This window comes from Methanosarcina spelaei (assembly GCF_002287235.1).
In the GTDB taxonomy this organism is placed as follows: domain Archaea; phylum Halobacteriota; class Methanosarcinia; order Methanosarcinales; family Methanosarcinaceae; genus Methanosarcina; species Methanosarcina spelaei.
Genome location: NZ_LMVP01000010.1, coordinates 1 through 17,067 on the forward strand (window position 1 = coordinate 1; position 17,067 = coordinate 17,067).

The 17,067-nt window shown below is 34.3% G+C and carries 11 protein-coding genes and 1 pseudogene; 2 read left to right on the forward strand and 10 right to left on the reverse strand.

Translation table 11 applies throughout. The annotated features are described in order from the left end of the window. Nucleotides 1-140: 140 nt before the first annotated feature. From ASJ81_RS01050 to ASJ81_RS01090, 9 genes and pseudogenes are all read right to left on the reverse strand, one after another. The gene (locus tag ASJ81_RS01050; protein WP_095642848.1) at nt 141-1,091 is read right to left on the reverse strand and encodes a glycosyltransferase family 2 protein; all 951 of its coding nucleotides are present in this window, start codon (nt 1,089-1,091) and stop codon (nt 141-143) included. A gap of 42 nt (nt 1,092-1,133) precedes the next feature. Beyond that, complete coding sequence (locus tag ASJ81_RS01055) at nt 1,134-2,357, reverse strand: polysaccharide pyruvyl transferase family protein (RefSeq protein WP_095642849.1); 1,224 nt, start codon at nt 2,355-2,357, stop codon at nt 1,134-1,136. Beyond that, on the reverse strand, nt 2,354-3,748 hold the full coding sequence (locus ASJ81_RS01060; protein WP_095642850.1) for a Coenzyme F420 hydrogenase/dehydrogenase, beta subunit C-terminal domain: 1,395 nt from the start codon (nt 3,746-3,748) through the stop codon (nt 2,354-2,356). Before ASJ81_RS01060 ends, ASJ81_RS01055 begins: the two co-directional genes overlap by 4 nt. After that, complete coding sequence (locus tag ASJ81_RS01065; RefSeq protein ID WP_095642851.1) at nt 3,726-5,300, reverse strand: lipopolysaccharide biosynthesis protein; 1,575 nt, start codon at nt 5,298-5,300, stop codon at nt 3,726-3,728. Before ASJ81_RS01065 ends, ASJ81_RS01060 begins: the two co-directional genes overlap by 23 nt. Further along, nucleotides 5,288-6,367 carry an acyltransferase family protein gene (locus ASJ81_RS01070; RefSeq protein WP_095642852.1) on the reverse strand — a complete coding sequence of 360 codons (1,080 nt, stop codon included), beginning with the start codon at nt 6,365-6,367 and terminating at the stop codon, nt 5,288-5,290. Before ASJ81_RS01070 ends, ASJ81_RS01065 begins: the two co-directional genes overlap by 13 nt. A gap of 1,052 nt (nt 6,368-7,419) precedes the next feature. After that, nucleotides 7,420-7,761: pseudogene (locus ASJ81_RS01075) on the reverse strand (NAD-dependent epimerase/dehydratase family protein); the annotation flags it as partial. A gap of 266 nt (nt 7,762-8,027) precedes the next feature. Further along, nucleotides 8,028-8,558 carry an acyltransferase gene (locus ASJ81_RS23490; RefSeq protein ID WP_095642853.1) on the reverse strand — a complete coding sequence of 177 codons (531 nt, stop codon included), beginning with the start codon at nt 8,556-8,558 and terminating at the stop codon, nt 8,028-8,030. Between the two features lie 20 nt (nt 8,559-8,578). Continuing rightward, nucleotides 8,579-9,562: a GDP-mannose 4,6-dehydratase gene (locus ASJ81_RS01085; protein WP_095642854.1), complete on the reverse strand. Its 984-nt coding sequence runs from the start codon at nt 9,560-9,562 to the stop codon at nt 8,579-8,581. Beyond that, complete coding sequence (locus ASJ81_RS01090) at nt 9,559-10,677, reverse strand: DegT/DnrJ/EryC1/StrS family aminotransferase (protein WP_095642855.1); 1,119 nt, start codon at nt 10,675-10,677, stop codon at nt 9,559-9,561. Before ASJ81_RS01090 ends, ASJ81_RS01085 begins: the two co-directional genes overlap by 4 nt. 1,825 nt (nt 10,678-12,502) lie before the next feature. Between ASJ81_RS01090 and ASJ81_RS01095 the strand changes: the two genes are divergently transcribed. Continuing rightward, a complete protein-coding gene (locus tag ASJ81_RS01095) occupies nt 12,503-13,558 on the forward strand; it encodes a transposase (RefSeq protein WP_095642856.1) in 1,056 nt (351 codons plus the stop codon). Nucleotides 13,559-13,862: 304 nt separating this feature from the next. Here ASJ81_RS01095 and glgP read toward each other — a convergent pair whose 3' ends face one another. After that, nucleotides 13,863-15,539, reverse strand: coding sequence for an alpha-glucan family phosphorylase (glgP, locus tag ASJ81_RS01100; protein WP_095642857.1), 1,677 nt, complete (start codon nt 15,537-15,539; stop codon nt 13,863-13,865). 430 nt (nt 15,540-15,969) lie between these two features. On the opposite strand from glgP, the gene ASJ81_RS01105 reads away from it, so the two are divergent. Next, nucleotides 15,970-16,959 carry a GAF domain-containing protein gene (locus tag ASJ81_RS01105; RefSeq protein ID WP_095642858.1) on the forward strand — a complete coding sequence of 330 codons (990 nt, stop codon included), beginning with the start codon at nt 15,970-15,972 and terminating at the stop codon, nt 16,957-16,959. Nucleotides 16,960-17,067 lie beyond the last annotated feature (108 nt).

Sequence of the window (17,067 nt, forward strand, 5' to 3'; positions counted from 1 at the left end):
ATCTGTACATATGTGATAGAGTTGGCGGTACATTTGGGATGCCATCTCTGGCTCAATTAATCAGAGAAAAAAGTTCAGTGAGTGGAAAGTGAAAGATATCTCCACTCAATTTGAAGAGGATACGAATACCTGAATATTTACTATATTTTTTCATATATCTTTGAAATAACTTTGTTTTTCAAGCTATACACTTTCTGTGGCAAATATGTCTGTAGTAAAATAAGTTCCTTATGTATATCAAATTTTTTGGAAGTACACTGATATAAATTCATTCTTGAAAGTTTTGCATTTTCTGCAAGTAGATTTCTCTTCGCTGTAACGATCCATTCCTTATCGAGATATTCATATAAATCTTCTAAGATATCAGGAGATACTTCATTCTTTCGAATAGCTTCTCTTGCTGTCTTGATAAAAGGATGCTCTTGAACACACATTATAGTTTTAGAAGCACTATTTAATGTATCGATATTATATACAGAACAAATATCCATACTAAATGCAATGGGAAATTTCAGGGCTATTCTGCCCCACATGTCGGTATCTTCTCCCCACCACTCACCTATAGGAAATTTTCCTACCTCATAAAATACATTTTTTGGTATTGCAACATTTGATGAACGCACTGGTAGTTTTCCCTTTGTTGCAGATTTAAAATATGATGTAAGTAAGCCTTCCTTTTGATGTTCAAGAAGCCCAAAGAAATTTAGTTTCTTTTCATTCATGTTTGGATATCGTTTTTTGTATGCTGTCGCATAAGCTCCTGCCTCAGGATATTTCTTTCTTAATCTCAATATCGTTTCCAGAAAACTTGGAGTCCACTCATCATCTGCATCTAAGAAAGCAATTAAATTTGCTTTTGCTTTTTCAATTCCCTTATTCCTTGCTGCAGATACTCCTCCATTTTCTTGATGTATCAACCTGATTCTGGGGTCTACGAAATTTTTTACTACTTCAGCACTTTTGTCTGTTGAACCATCATCGATTATTATTATCTCAAATTCCTGGAATGTCTGATTGAGAACAGAGTATAACGCTCGGCTTACGTAAAGTTCTTTGTTGTAAAGGGGAATAACTACAGAAACCAATGGCATATTTATCGCTCTTATTTAAGTTTTTGTTATAATGTAAAAAAATTAACCTGTGATATTCATAAGAGTTTCACCAGCTAAGAGAGCTTTATCTTTAATCCTTGGAATAGATGTCTTCAATTCCGATATGATTTTTTTCCTCCTATCCAACATTAATTCTATTTTTTTAGTCACAGTTTCTGGAGTTAGATCTTCTGGACTCAAGCAATAATCTTCGTGCCCAAATATGTCTCTGTTAATTCCTTTTGCTTTAATACTGTATGCAAAACTTAATGTTGGAACGTAAGAAGAAAGAGCAGCAATTGTTGAGTGAGTTCTTGACCCTGCAAAAAGTTTCATTTTACTAATTATCCACTTTGTTTCTGAAGCGTTATATGTAGGTGGAAGTAAAATTATATTCTCTTTAGAGATCTTTGCGTTTTCTCTAACTTTTTTTAAAAATAAATAATCATTAGAGTGTGAAGTCGTGACGTGCGGAATTAAATAGATTCTATTGTTAGTTTGGTTTGAAATATCTTCTACAATCTTAGTTGCCGTGTTTATCCATGATCCCATATCTCCATTGCTGAAGTACCTTACCATTAAAGGACTTAGATTTATTCCAATGGAATTCTCTTCAATTTCGATCTTTTTATTGGGTTGAGGTTCTGTTGCATCCATTAAAAATGCTGGGTCTGCAACTTCATACACATTATCTGTTATTCCAATTTTATCTAAATAATTTATCGTAGCTGATTCTCTTGCAAAAATCCCCGTTATACTCTGAAGATGTTCTTTCATATATTTTTCATATTTGGGTATTTTTTCAAAAGGTCCTACAGATGCACCCCAAATAATTAGTGGTTTTTTACTTTCCAGAACAACATCATCCAAATATATAAATTTCTTCGGGATGCCATAATCTAAGGAGTAATTGTCTCCACCGATGGATAACACTGAGGTTGAGTTTTTGATATGTGGGATCATCTCTTTATACATCCAACTTTTATACAATTCTGGATAAATTCCTCTGAATGGTAACCTCAGAAGCCAATTTGGATCAAATTTGCTTTGGCGTTTATTGGCTTTCTTATGCACTATTGCCGGATCAAACTCTTCTCGGCTTTGTTTTTCAAACTGTTCTTGATTTTGAAAAAAGCTCACACACAAAAATGAAGGGTCCTTATAGTAATACTTTAATATCTTTACAGTCCCCCTTACAATCGCTTCACATCCTCTGTTTTCATATGGGCCATTTCCCGCCAGAATAAAAGTTGGCTTTTCATTCATTTTTCCGTTCCCTCTTTTTTACTTATTCTTTTAATAACCCGAATAGGGGGCATAAGCTTTCCAAGCAGTCTGAGCCGTTTACCTTGGTTGATATATGGATTCATTCCACTTCTGAACTCTTTTATTTCCAGTATATTGTTCTGGCAGTAAATTAAAAAGAGTTGTTTGCTTTCTTTCTGCATCATTTCTTTGAGCTTAATTTCTCTCGTTTTTAGCATTCCTATATCTTTACTTGCCTTTACTCTTTTTTCAGGCACTTTTTGACCTTTTATCCCAGCTAAATACAGACGATAAGAAAGCTGTTTTCTTTTAAGTTCAAGGACTCCTGCTTGGCTCTGTATTATTTTTTCGACTGAAATTTTATTAGCACTAATTTCTCCTTTTTCTATTCCTTCTTGAATAAGGGTCAGGATTTTAGGTGATCTTACAAGCACAAGATTTGTGCCTTTACTATCTTTCGAATACTCTGGAAGCCAGGCATCCATAAAAGTTACATCTGCAAGTTCCGCGAACACATCATCACAATAATTACATGCATTAGGAGTAAACCATCTGTTTATCCAGGCTTCAGATATCCCTTCATCCCAGAAGATTTTATATTGTGATCCTTGTTCATCGGTAAACTGATAATAATAGTTACTTGCAAATTTTTCAGGACTTTTTCCTCTATAATAAACACTCTCAACTTTCTGTAAGTCATTATTGCCTGCTAACGCTGCAATGTATTTTGTATAATTTTTGCTTTTCATCTGGCCACAAACAAGACCTATTGTGAAAACAATCCTTTCTCTTAACTCTCTGTTTTTCTGAGCAGCGAGCCTGAGAGCTTTTATAAAACAGGGTAAACCTGTAACGGCATAGCGGCCTGGAATTTCCTGAATTTTCTGGATTACCTCGGACATTTCAACAGGATAATATACCGATCCTGAAGCAGCCTTTACAGAATATTCATTGCTCAATATCTCAAAACTGAATAGTTTCTCTGGGTTTTTTTGAGAGATTGGGCACATTACATAGTCTACAATACCTTCTTTCAATAACTTTGTAAGAAGCCAGGTTGCCATACCTCCCGATGCACTGCTCTGCCTGAAATCATTTGAATACCCTACATAAGAATCAAGGTAATAACCTGTTTCGAATAGATAATTGATTCCTTCTATGCTTCCGTAAATCTTCGCTCCCATTTGCGTTTCATTTTCATTGTTACTAAATGGACAAAACTCAAGGCATAAACCGCATCTTGAATCACATGCCTGAACTTCACAGGGAACATACTCTCCATATTCGTTATCCTGAATTTCTAATACTTTACGGGAGCATATTCCTACACAGATTCCACAGCCTATGCAGAGGTCATTTTTTACTATCTCATCGATTACATTTGACTTCAAAACTCAACCTGCCCCTTAATTTTACTGGTAAAAGTGATTCTACTGCTTGCCTTTCTAATTGATCAAGTCCAACCCCCCATACAAATAGCAGATAAAAAACAGTCAAAAAAATCCCACAAATCAACAATGAAATAAGGCCTGAAACTTGAAAATAATTACCGACTAGACGAGATGCTAGTGCAGTTACAGTCATAGAGAATACTCCGGAAAGCATGGATTTTACAAATGTAGTTCTGGAGATCCCAAGCACCTTAGTAGCATACCATGGAATAAAAAATGCATTTTTAAATGTCAGCATAATTGCTCCTGCCAATGCAACTCCATAATAATTCCAACCTGTGAGATAAGGAATCAGTACTGCCAGCAAAAAATTGCCTATCCCCATAATAAATGTAACAATACCTGGAATTTTTACTTTATTGTATGCCACATTGATCGCAAAGAGGGGCATCACTGGAAGGTTAATCACAAGATGGAATAACATTAAAACCATCAATGGTGAGAGTTTTGCAAACTCAGGGCCTACCCATAGTGTAAGAAGTTGAGGTGCGAAACCGCATATGTAACCTATCGGTAGTGCCATTGCAAGGCCTGCAAGCTTTACAGCACTTTTTGATACGCTTATCAGTTCATCTATTCTTTCTTTTGCATAGTAAGTGAGAATTACAGGTGTAAGGACTCCTACTAGCATTCCTGCGACAGTACGCAGCATCATGCTCCATGTCAGCACGACAGAATATTCTCCTCCAGCAGCAGTACCAAATAATTTATTCACGACGATTAAATCTATTTGAAGGAATAATAATGTACCAATCTGGTTAATTATAACCCAGCCGCCCATACTCGTAATTTCATTGACTTTCGATCTACGAAAATCTTTTACATTAACTTTTAGATGGGGATTTATCTTACGTGAGAAAAATATAGATAAAACAAGAGCAGCTACAGCCCCAATTAAATAAGATAATCCGATATAAACCAAGTTTGGAGAATATAACTTGAATAATATCACTATTAAGCCTGTTTGAACAATAATATTTATAGCATTCACAAGGTTCTGGAGATCAAGCCTGTTGTAGGCAAAAAGAGAAACGCCAAAATTACTTCCCCACGCCCGCAATAAGAATGAACCTATCACTCCAAGAAAAAGTATTCTTGCAGCATTTTCCTGGCTGGTGGGAATTTCAAAGAATGAAGGCGAATAATATGAAATTAAAACTACAAAAGGAAGCATTATTAATATAATTCCAAGCGTTCCAAAAAGAGCAGTATTAAATGTTATACTGGCTTTTTTGAATTCTTGTGTCTGCAAATCTATAGTCAAATACCTTGACACGGATGTATTTAGTGATTGTACAACTAAATTTACATAACTGGTAATAGAAGTAGCTAAAGGAACGAGTGCGTAACTTGCTACGCCAAGAGAATCAATAAAATATGGTACCAGAAGCAAACCAATTATCACATTCAGTATAAAATATAGAGTATTGGCTAGTAAATTCTTAGGCACCTGCTTGCTGAAAATTTCCTGATGTTCTGTTAAATTAAGCAATTTTTTTCCTCTTTTGAAAGCGATAACTCTTTTTGTTTATTACTAGTTGTCCTATTGTCATATTCTTTTTGAATATAATTACCAATTATAAATAAAAGAGGTACTCCAAGAAATAATAATATTTTACTCTGCAGCTCTTGACTAATTAAATGGTTGAAATCTAATATTGTTTTGAAGAAACATAATACTGGAAAATGAAACAGATATACTGCATAAGAACAATAGGAAATCTTATAGAAATAATGGGATATGATATTGCTTTTCTTTTGAAAAGCTGAAAATTTTGATTCTATTAAGCTTATCAAAATGAACAATGAAAAGAAATATATTATATTAGTATTTATTAAATCGTCAGATGTTAAATCGAAAAGAACCAATTTAGAAAAGATTAGAGCAATTAATATTGTAATATATGAATTTATTTTTTTGCATGGACTATTTTTGGAAATAATGGAAGATATTATTCCTAGAATAAATATTGGATAATAATAAAATGCACGAAACTGGATTAAATTAAATCCAATTTTTAGTATTATAAACGGGATCATTACAATCCCTGAGTAAAATATTATTTCTTTTATATTTTTAGATTTGTATATAATTATTGAATATAATATATAATACCAAATTATCGCACTTACATACCATAATGCAGGGATTAAAAATGTATGATTGGGAAGATATGTTTGAGGTATGAAAGCTTGTATTACTATTAAGTGGACAATTAAGCTAATAATACTTAGGTCATATTGTAATGAAGCTCTTTTAAAGTCAAAAATTACAAACATTATGTAAGTAAGCAATATTGAAATAATATATAAAGGATATATTCTTTTAATTCTTTTTTTCAGGAATATCAAAATTTTTTCTTTTGACTCAAGATTATTATTAGCAGTTAATAAAAAACCAGATATAAAGAAAAAAATAACTAGGCCCCAATCTCCAACATTAAGAAATATATTACTATTATATAGCGGAGTGTTATAAAATAAATGCATATGAGTAAGAACTATGAATACGATTGCAATAGACCTCAATATATCAAATTGTAAAAACCTCTGCCCCATCCGTTTGACCTCTTACTTTATACATAATTTCTAACTATTAGACGAATCTTTTGACTTATTTTTCATTAATTTCTGTATCTACTCTTAATGCAGGCTGGTTCAAAGTTTTACTTCTTCTGAACTAAGACAATATTGGTCATGTTCTAAAATTTGTTTAATATTTATCTCTGACTGCTACAAGCACTATTTACGGTAAAAAGAATATATAAAACATTCAATAGTGTACCGTTGTTTTATCCCAAAATAACTAAAACATTATTTTTTAATTTAGAGAGCTTATCGCCGCCTAGACCTAATACAAATTCTCCCATTAGGCTTCTGATCTATATCCAGATTAAGAAGATAAGCAATTATTACACCAGCCATCATAGCAAATGCAATAAAATAATAGTAAATATCACGCAGACCCATTTTTGCTTAACTCCTTACAAAGACCCTGATCAGTTTTTCCCTTTTATATCATAATTTTTGCTACTTTGGTAATATATCTTAAATTTTTTACTTAGTTATTTAATTTAATTTATTAAATTATAACGGGCACAGTTGGTAATCTTTTTTACAGATCTTTGTAGCAAATTTAAAGATCCCAGTAGCAAACTTAATTATTTTTTTACTTTATATATATGTCGATCCAGTTTAAATTTTTGATTTAAAAAGACAAATGCGTTGAAAGATTTCTCAGTAAAAGTGGTTAAAATCGTTAGAAAATAGCAGAGTAAAATCAAAAGAGAATTAAGAGATAAACAAGTCAATCATCGCTCTTCCAGAATTTTAGTACATTTGATACCACACCTGACTAAACATACCATAAAGAAGTTGGAATTTGGAAAAAATTGCCTCACCAACCCTCTTGTTTTCCACCAACCTTTCTTCCTATATTCATAAATTGCCTCAAGTTGCATCAAATCTTGTATATTTTAATAATATTCTTCCAAATATGAATTTCATCTACAAATTATAATAAAAGATGCCCTGAGGTTCAAAGAATAGCTTTTTTGAAGTCTTAATTTATACTTTGCGAGATGCCGTTCGTGGAAATTATATTTACAGAGCTATATATCCACATTCATGAACTCCCTGAGAGGCTTGCCTGTGACCCAAACAACGACTTCAGGTTTGTTATTCACCTTCGCTTCATGGAACTTTCTTATCAATGCAGGCGTCACATGGGAAGTTTCAAGATAAAAACTATCATTAGGTCAGTATAGGTTGGTAGGCATCACGGAAATGAAATTAGTTTCATACTGCTGGTTGTAATGTTTGCAGAGTCTAATGCCTGCAATCTTAGCTATTGCATAGGCTTCATTTGTCTCTTCAAGAAAGCCGGTCAATAGATATTCTTCTTTAAGAGGCTGAGGAGCGAGTTTTGGGTAAATACAGGAAGAGCCAAGGAAAACAGCTTTTTTACTTCATTTGTAATCGCAATGAGTAGGAGATATTATAGAAAATAGAGAATGAAAGCGATTTTCAACCAATAATTTCGGTAAAGGAATTAATATGTTGCCTTCAAATACCGTTTTTACCATTAACTTATTGATTGATTTGTTTCCTCTTATCATAACAAATAATTTATTTCAATATAATTAAAATTTTATTGTTTCGCACGATTCAAAGTGGAAATTGAAAGAGACCAGAAAATAATAAAAAGTCTCGAAAATTTTTACCGATATTTCAAAAGTCTGGCTGGCACGCCAGCTGCTATTGTATACGGTTCTACGTCTTTAGTTACAACACTTCCTGCTCCAACAATAGCTCCTTCTCCTACAGTGATCCCAGGAAGAATTATAGAACCAATGCCAATATCACAACCATCTTCTAATACAACTTCTTTTGTACTTAGTTCGGTAAATAATACAGGTATTTTTATGTTATCCCCTTTATGTTGAGAAGTCAATATTTTTACCATTGGGCCTATACCTACACATTTCCCAATTGTAATCCTCCCAGCAGAATGAATAAAACAATTTTGTCCAATCCAAGTATGGTCACCAATGGACATATTATTATTATAATAGCCTTTAAGGATCGTATTGTGCCCAATGTATACATTGTTTCCGATCTCTATGTTTTCAGGGTGAAAAACAAGCACATTATCTTCAAAGATTACGTTTTCACCTAATTTTTTGAAATCTTCTTCTTTGAACAAACCATTTCCATGGCTTTTATATGGTCTCTCATTCTCAAAAATCATATAATTCCTGCTTAACTTTATTATTCATTTTTTGGTTCTCCTCTGGTGAAGCTACTTTTATACCAGTCAATCGTCTTTTTGAGCCCTTCTTCAAAAGTAACTTCAGGTTTAAACTGAATCAAATCTTCTGCAAGATAAACATTTGCTATGTGCCTTTTTACGTCTCCAATTCTTGGAGGTTCATACATAATTTTATTTTCACAGCCTAAATACTCGGCAATAAGAGTAACTAAATACTTTATGGATACTTCTTTTCCGCTTGCAATGTTCAATACTTTGTTTCTTGTTTTGTTATTTTTGTATACGTTTATTGCTGCACTTGCTGTATCTGTCACATACAAGTAATCTCTTGTTTGCTCTCCATTTCCAAATATTACAGGAACGCCGCCTTGCAAAATCCGCTCTATTGTTATTGGGATCACCCCGGCATAACTCTGATCATTTTGTCTGGGTCCATAGTTATTAAAGGGTCTGATTATTGAGGTATCTATACCAAATGTTTCACAGTATGAGGATACTAGAAGATCAGATGATGCTTTGCTGGCTGCATAAGGTGTAGTTCCATTTAAAGGATGATTTTCGTCCATAGGAGCATATACAGAAGTCCCGTAAGCTTCAGACGAAGAAAAATGGATTAAGGTATCAAAAAGATCATTTCGAGCCAATTCGCATAATGAAGCAGCAATATCTACATTATGCTTGAACGTCCATGCCGGTTTTTCAAGGCTTGCTGGTAAGGGAATCACTGCAAGATTGAAAACGACATCAATTCCTTCGTTTTCCATAATGACTTTCATTTGTTCATACTCTGTACAGTCCTGGTTTAATATTTTTAAACCGGGATAATTTTTCATTGCATTATTCAAATTTTCTTTTTTGCCTAAGAAAAAAGAATCCGCAACAACAAGATTGTCTGGATTTTCAAGGATCAATCTATCAACAAGATGACTTCCGATAAATCCAGCACCTCCAGTAACAAGTACAGACTTATTATTCAATCTCATTTCAGCTCACTCACCGATATTTTAATACTTTTTGTTACAAAATCGATATCTTCTTCTTTTAACTCATAATATAGAGGCAATGCTATTGATCTATTAAATATGTCCAATGAGTTTGGACATTTCTCTTGAGAAGCATAAACAGGTTGGATATGAGATGCATATGTTCCAATTTGAGTTTGAATTCCATGTTTCATCAGTTTTGAAATTAGTTTGTTCCTGTTTATATTTTTGTCAATGAGAGCTACATAGCTTTGATAGATATGTCTCACATCCTTTTGAACATAAGGCTTACTAATGAAATCGATGTCTTCTAACTTTTCGTCCCAATATTTTGCTAACTTCTTTTTTCTTTCAATAATCATGTCTATTTTTTTTAGCTGGGCGACTCCTATAGCAGCCGTTATATCACTCATTTTGTAATTATAACCTATATCCGAAAATTCTGGAATACTGAGAATCTGATCTTTTTCTCTATCCCAAGCAGACTTCATCCCAAAAACGGACAAATATCTAATTTTCTCAGCAAGAGTTTTATCACTGGTAACTACCATACCTCCTTCCCCTGTGGTAATCCCTTTTCTTGCATGAAACGAATAACACCCTATATTTCCAATGGTTCCAGCATACTCTGTTTTGTATTTTGCACCTAAGGCACAGGCTGCATCCTCAACAATTTTTAGATTATAATCATGAGCGATTTTCATAATTTTATCCATTTCTGCAGGTTGGCCAAATGTATGAACAGGGATAATCGCCTTTGTTCTTTCTGTTATTTTTTCCTCAATTTTGTCAGAATCTATATTGTAAGTATCTAAATTTACATCTACGAAAATCGGCTTTGCTCCACAATATAACACTGAATGACCTGTAGCTGGAAAAGTATAATCGGCTACTAAAACCTCATCTCCCATACTAATACCAAGGCTCAAAAGTGCCAAATGGAGTGATGCTGTGCAGTTTGTGACAGCAATGGCATACTTAGCACCAACATAATCTGCAACCTTATTTTCGAATTCTCTTACTTTAGGTCCTTGAGATACCCATCCAGAATCCAATACTTCTTTTATCTCATACAATTCTTCGGAATCAAAATATGGCCTACACAACGGAATCATTAAACCATACCTCTTTCTCTAGTACATTTTACTACATTTTTCCTAATTGCGTTTTTTGTTCTCAACTTAAAAACTCATGCACGTTTTCGAACATTATTTGTGAAAAACACATATCATAATTCGTAAAGGTTGTATAAAAATAACAATTTCCATTATTTTAGACCTTAATTAAATCTAAACAATATTTAGTTACTTTCTTATACAAATAGCTGGAATTTTAAAGAAAATTCAAAATTAAAGGAGGCAGAGTTAATTCTATTCTAAATTGGTTTTTATGAGAATATTATGACGATATCCACATAAAACAACGAAAAACCAATTATTTCTTTAACTTAGAAAAACCATCAGTGATTCTAACTTAACACAAATTCTCCCATTTGATTTATGGTCTATATCCAGATTAAGCAGATAAGCAACTATTACACCAGCCATCATAGCAAATGCAATAGAGTAATAGTAAATAATCACGCAGACCCATTTTTGCTTAACTCCTTACAAAGATCCCTGACCAGTTTTTCCCCTCTATACCATAATTTTTACTACTTTGACGATAGTGTCTTAAATTTTTTACTTAGTTATTTAACTCAATTTATTAAATTATAACGCATTTGTATTCGGTTAAGGATTTTGAGCTGCTGATCTCGATTTCGACGGAAAAACTCAAACCCAAATGTTTAGTGTTTAAATTGAAATCGATATCAGATTCCAGTTTTGCATTTGATGAATAATTTAACAAATTTTATGAAAATCAATGCAATTGATAACGATTTTCAATGCAATTGATAACGATTTTTCCTTAACCGATGACCAATGAATTATAACGGATACAATTGACAATTTTTTTAGTAGATCTTTGTGGCAAATTTAAAGATCCCATTAGCAAACTTAATTATTTTTTTACTTTATAAATATATCGATCCAGTTTAAACTCTAGACTTAGAGAGACAAACACGTTGAAAGATTTCTCAATAAAAATGGTTAAACTTGTTGGAAAATAGCAGAGTGAAATCAAAAGAGAATTAAAAGATAAACAAGTCAATCATTATTCTTCCGGAATTTTTAGTACATTTGATACCACACCTGACTAAAATACCATAAAGAGATTGGAATTCGGAAAAATTGCCTCACTAACGCTCTTGTTTTCCACCAATTTCTCTTCCTATATTCATAAATTGCCTCAAGTTGCATCAAATCCTGTATATTTTAATAACAACCTTCCAAATATGAATTTCATTTACAAATTATAATAAAAAATGCCCTGAGATTCAAAGAATAGCTTTTTTGAAGCCTTAATTTATACTTTGCTAGATACTGTTCGTGGAAATTATATTTACAGAGCTATATTTCCAGATCTTTGAGTCTTTTTAATTTTTTCTGGTTCCTCTCCAATTTTAAAAGAACAATAGAATTTCATCCGAATTCATTAAACTTTCTTCTTCATTTTGAGAAGTTCATTCACGAACGTCTCAATCTTACAAATAAATGTGCGATTTTGTCATACTTATTCGATAGCAATCGCTATAAAGTTCCAATTTAAATTGAATTTTCTATTCGCACTTTATTTATCCATACTGGAATCTCGCCCTCATCAATGGTGAAAATCCTGCCCATTTTCCAGTGCGAAAACACCGTTTATTAAAATAATAGGGTCCTCTTAAATTCACCATCAAACTGAAGATTATTTCTCTTTTATTCCATTAATTAAGAATACTGGTAGTTTCCCCAAAAAAAGTACATCTTATTTTTTACCAAAATTAAAATTAAAGTAAAAATAAACCGTAAATTTTATTGAGGAGGACGTACAATCCTCTTCTGACGATATATTATGAAAGCTCCGCTTATTCCACTAAACGAAGATTTCAAATGGAAATTGTTATCCGAAATATTAAACGTTTTTGATTTGAGATCATGCAGACAAATCCTTACAAAGAGGGGCATCCTGCCCCTCCAAAAGTCAGTGCCTGCTATTAAAATTGTCCTTCTGAGCATGTTTTTTTCCTGTGAAATCTCCTATGCTATCAGAGAATTAGAAGAAAGAGAAAGCTTGAGAACCTTTTTAAAAATTAGTTCAGTACCCAATGAAAAAGAAATTTACGGCATTCTTAGTAAGTTTGAACCGCAACAGTTTACTGATTTTGTTTTTGAACTCTTGAATGGTTTATGTCCAAAGAGAAGAAGTGGGTCAAGAAGCATTATAATTGACAGTACTGACATAAATCTTAACCTGAACTGGCATGCTAAAAAGATAACCAAAGAAAGCCTGGAAAACAAAGAATACAAATGGGGGCACTCAACACATAGAGGTTTCTTCATTGGGATGAAACTGACTCTTGCACTTGAATCTCAAACATTGAAACCTTTAGCGTTTCTGATTAATGAAGCAAATGTATCAGAACCTAAAATTTATCCGGAAATACTCAAAGAACTCAAAAGAAGGAGAATAATAAAAGCAGGAGACATTATCTATGCTGATAGAGGCTACTATTCCTATGAAAACTACGTTATATCTGTAAGAGAGTTTAAGGTAGTACCTTTGATATTTCCAAGGAAAAACTGTAATTTTAAGAAACTTTTCAATATGCTGAGATATCCTCTGAAAATATTTGATTCAAAAAGAAATACTGAAAAAGAAATAAAATTCTACAAAGAAATAATTGCAAAATTTAAAGAGCTAATAAGCAAATGGAAAGAGTTCAGATCTGTAAGATCAATCATTGAAGATGTATTCAAATTGGCGAAGAAAGCATACTCTATGGAGGATTTACACAGATATACGAGGAATTCTGTCCTAAAGTACTGTTCTTTAGCTGTACTTTTAGTGGGGATGACAGTAAACTACGGCATTAATGAAAGGAAGGAATTACAAGCCTTCTCTGAATAAGGAAATCAAAAGGGGGCTATAAAATATAATCAAGCTGACGAAAGGAATCAAACTAACGAAAGGCAACAACAACATTACCTGAAAAGTAATACTACCTAAAACATGTTGCCTAGTTATCAGAAACAAAATCCTTTCTTAAGCAAACTTATGAAAATGTGGAATTTATTTTTGTCAAGGTAATTTCAAAAAGAGTACTGGTAAATTTTGCAATAACCGACAAAAACTTTACTTACCTTTATCCCTCCCCAAAAAACAAATGGAAATAAAACTCAAACTCTCGAGTTTCCATAAAAAGCGATTAGACTTACAGGTATGCATGTGTGACATAACGCCTCATCATCCTATGACTGTTGAAATAATAAGCTATCATACCTATTGAATTGTTAATTAGCTTAATCCACTCATCCTTGCGGTTGTAGTACATGGGGATTATAACATAATACAGCTTATTGTAAAGGTCGCTGAGTTCTGCTGCTTTTGCTTCTTCTTCGGAAAGTTTTTCTTCGGGCTGAGGACCAATTGCCCATCCTGTTACGCCTTCAATCCAGCCTTCAATCCACCATCCGTCCAGTACACTGAAGTTTACAACTCCATTATGGGCAGCTTTCATACCGCTCGTACCTGAGGCTTCATAAGGGCGAGTAGGTGTGTTCAGCCAGAGATCGACCCCGGAAACCATTTTCGCGGCAAGATCCATATCATAGTTTTCCAGAAAAACAATCTTTATTTCTTCCCTCAAAATCCCAATATTTTTAAAGATGTCCCTGATAAGCTGTTTTCCGGCTCCGTCATTCGGATGAGCTTTGCCTGCAAAAATAAGTTGAATTTTACCCAGTCTGTTTATTTTTTTAAGCATTTCAAGGTCAGATAAAACCAGATTTGCTCGTTTGTATGCGGTCATGCGCCGTGCAAAGCCAATTGTCAGGGTCTCGTAATCCATACCCACACCTGTCCTTTTGTTCACCTCGTCAATAAGGGCTCTTTTTGCGTTCCAATGAGCTTCCCAGATGTCAGTGTCCGGAATTCCATCTATTCTTACTAGAAGTTCGGGTTCGTTTGCCCAGCCAGGCAAGTAGCGGTCGTAAAGTTTCCTGAAATAGGGAGAGGTCCAGGTATATGAATGGACGCCATTTGTGATTGCCTGGATTTTGTAGCCCGGAAAGAGTTCACTTGAGATTAGGCTGTGCCTCTTTGTGACTCCATTGACATAGTTTGATAGGTTAAGGGCAAAAAGGCTTGTATTAAAGCGATCGGTTCCTCCGAATCTTCTGAGGATATCCACACAGTTTTTGTCCTGGATGAGGTCTTCTACAAGTCCGTAATCAAACTTATCATGCCCTGCTTCAACAGGGGTATGTGTTGTAAAAATACATAGCTCCTTGACTTTCATAGGGTCAATGCCGTTACATCTCAGGAGTTCCAGGCCGAGCAGACTTGAGTGACCTTCGTTCATGTGGTATTTCCTAAGCTTGAAGCCCAATGCATCAAGCATTCTTACTCCCCCTATTCCAAGTACTATTTCCTGCTTGAGCCTATAGCGCTGGTCTCCCCCATAGAGAAAATCCGTAATTCTGCGATCTTCCCAGTCATTTCCTTCGACATCGGTATCAAGGAAAATAATAGGTACACAGCCTCCTGTAAGGCTTTTATAATTATACAGCCAGGCCTTGATTTTAACATCCCGATTTTGGATTTTTACGCTTACCTCTTCTGAGAGAAGTGTCATAAACCGGGCAGGATTCCACTCTTCAGTGTGTTCGACCTGGTTTCCGGAAGAGTCAAGAATTTGCCTGAAATAGCCTTTATTGCTTACCAGTGTTACTGCTACCAGCGGAATATTCAGGTCCGCTGCCGAACGAATAGTGTCCCCTGCAAGTATGCCTAACCCTCCAGCATAAGTCGGAATTTCACTGCTAAGCCCTATTTCCATAGAAAAGTAAGCAATCTTCTGTCCTTTCAATACTCCCTGAAGGTCATCCATATTCTCAAACTCGCCTCTTTTTATTTTTTGTAGAGTTATATCAAAAATATATCATCGGTTATATATCAAATTGACCTTGAAAATTCATTTTGAAACGGGATTTATACCTGAGGTACAGAGAGTCAAGAATCTTTAAAAAAGTGAGATAAAGAAACAGGTCTAAAAATAGAATTGTTATTAACTATAATGGCTATGACCTCGATACTGTATATATATTTTTCTCTTAAGTGATCTCATATCTGTGTGCTTTTTTTTGTAGAATCTTTCTATAGATTCTGACTTTCAAGTCTCTGCATTCTGATGCATTTGGAATTTCGAATCACAAGCTTTTTAATTTATTGCGTACTTCTATGTTTGCGAAGCAAAAAATGTAAATATCCGAAATGTATTCAAAGCTTCCTGTAAGAGATTTTAATCTATGGAGAATGAGATGTCTAAAGTGGTTTCAAACTCGGCCAAAAATGGGAACGGCAGGCAGAAAGCCTGTAAATACCTTAATGAGGTAGCACTATGTAACGCTCTTGAGATGGCAAAGGAGCTAATTTCAGTAATAAATAAGGTTCCTGTCACGGTTTTCCTCTGGAAGCCGGAAAAGTACTGGCCTGCCGAGTTTGTCTCAGAAAACATAAAGAAATTCGGGTATACCGTAGAAGAGTTTACATCAAGAAAACTCATGTATGGTAATATTGTGCATCCTGACGACCTGGAAAGAGTGGAAAGAGAACTTTTGAGAAGGATAGAAGAAGATTACGTGGATTTTTCTCAGGAGTATCGCATCCTGACTAAGTCAGGCGAAATACGCTGGGTTGAAGAAAGAACTTTCATTGAAGCTGATGAAAATGGAATAGTAAAGTACCTTAAGGGAATAGTCTTGGATATTACTGAGCGGAAGAGGAAAGAAAAATTGCTCTATATCCAGAGAGACCTTGGCATTGCACTCAGCACCACCAGTTCCCTGAACGAAACTCTTGAGAAACTACTGGATTCCTGCCTGCAAATAGATGAAATCAATGCAGGAGGTATTTATCTCATAGATGAAGAAACAGGAGATATGACGCTTGCCATTCAAAGTGGTTTTTCCACTAATTTTGTCGAGCATGCTTCCCATTACAGTGTGAATTCCCCAAATGCTAAACTTGTTATGATAGGGCAGCCGGTTTATAAACAGCATATAGACCTGCTTCTCACTTCAAGAGATGATGCACTCAGGCATGAAAATCTCAGGGCTACCGCAATAATCCCCGTAAAATCCGGAAAAAATGTTATTGCAGCTTTTTACCTTGCTTCTAGCCTTGAATTCGAGATTCCGGATAGCGTGCGCACTGTCATCGAAACTATTGCAACGCAATTCGGAGTCTTTATCTCTCGTATCCGTCTGGAAGAAAAACTAATAGAATGTAAAAAGAAGAGAAAGTCATAAATATGTTTTTTGCTCTTTCAATCCTTTTTAACTCTTTTCACTCACTTTTCTAATTTATTACAAGGGAGCGCAGAGGGTCACGAATACCCCAACCTTTAGGTTGGGGAT

Coding starts and splice junctions, on each gene's coding strand:
- ASJ81_RS01105 (WP_095642858.1), top strand. CDS start 15,970: ATGTCTAAAGTGGTTTCAAACTCGGCCAAAAATGGGAACGGCAGGCAG.
- ASJ81_RS01070 (WP_095642852.1), bottom strand. CDS start 6,367: ATGGGGCAGAGGTTTTTACAATTTGATATATTGAGGTCTATTGCAATC.
- ASJ81_RS01085 (WP_095642854.1), bottom strand. CDS start 9,562: ATGAGATTGAATAATAAGTCTGTACTTGTTACTGGAGGTGCTGGATTT.
- ASJ81_RS23490 (WP_095642853.1), bottom strand. CDS start 8,558: ATGATTTTTGAGAATGAGAGACCATATAAAAGCCATGGAAATGGTTTG.
- ASJ81_RS01050 (WP_095642848.1), bottom strand. CDS start 1,091: ATGCCATTGGTTTCTGTAGTTATTCCCCTTTACAACAAAGAACTTTAC.
- ASJ81_RS01055 (WP_095642849.1), bottom strand. CDS start 2,357: ATGAATGAAAAGCCAACTTTTATTCTGGCGGGAAATGGCCCATATGAA.
- ASJ81_RS01095 (WP_095642856.1), top strand. CDS start 12,503: ATGAAAGCTCCGCTTATTCCACTAAACGAAGATTTCAAATGGAAATTG.
- glgP (WP_095642857.1), bottom strand. CDS start 15,539: ATGGATGACCTTCAGGGAGTATTGAAAGGACAGAAGATTGCTTACTTT.
- ASJ81_RS01090 (WP_095642855.1), bottom strand. CDS start 10,677: ATGATTCCGTTGTGTAGGCCATATTTTGATTCCGAAGAATTGTATGAG.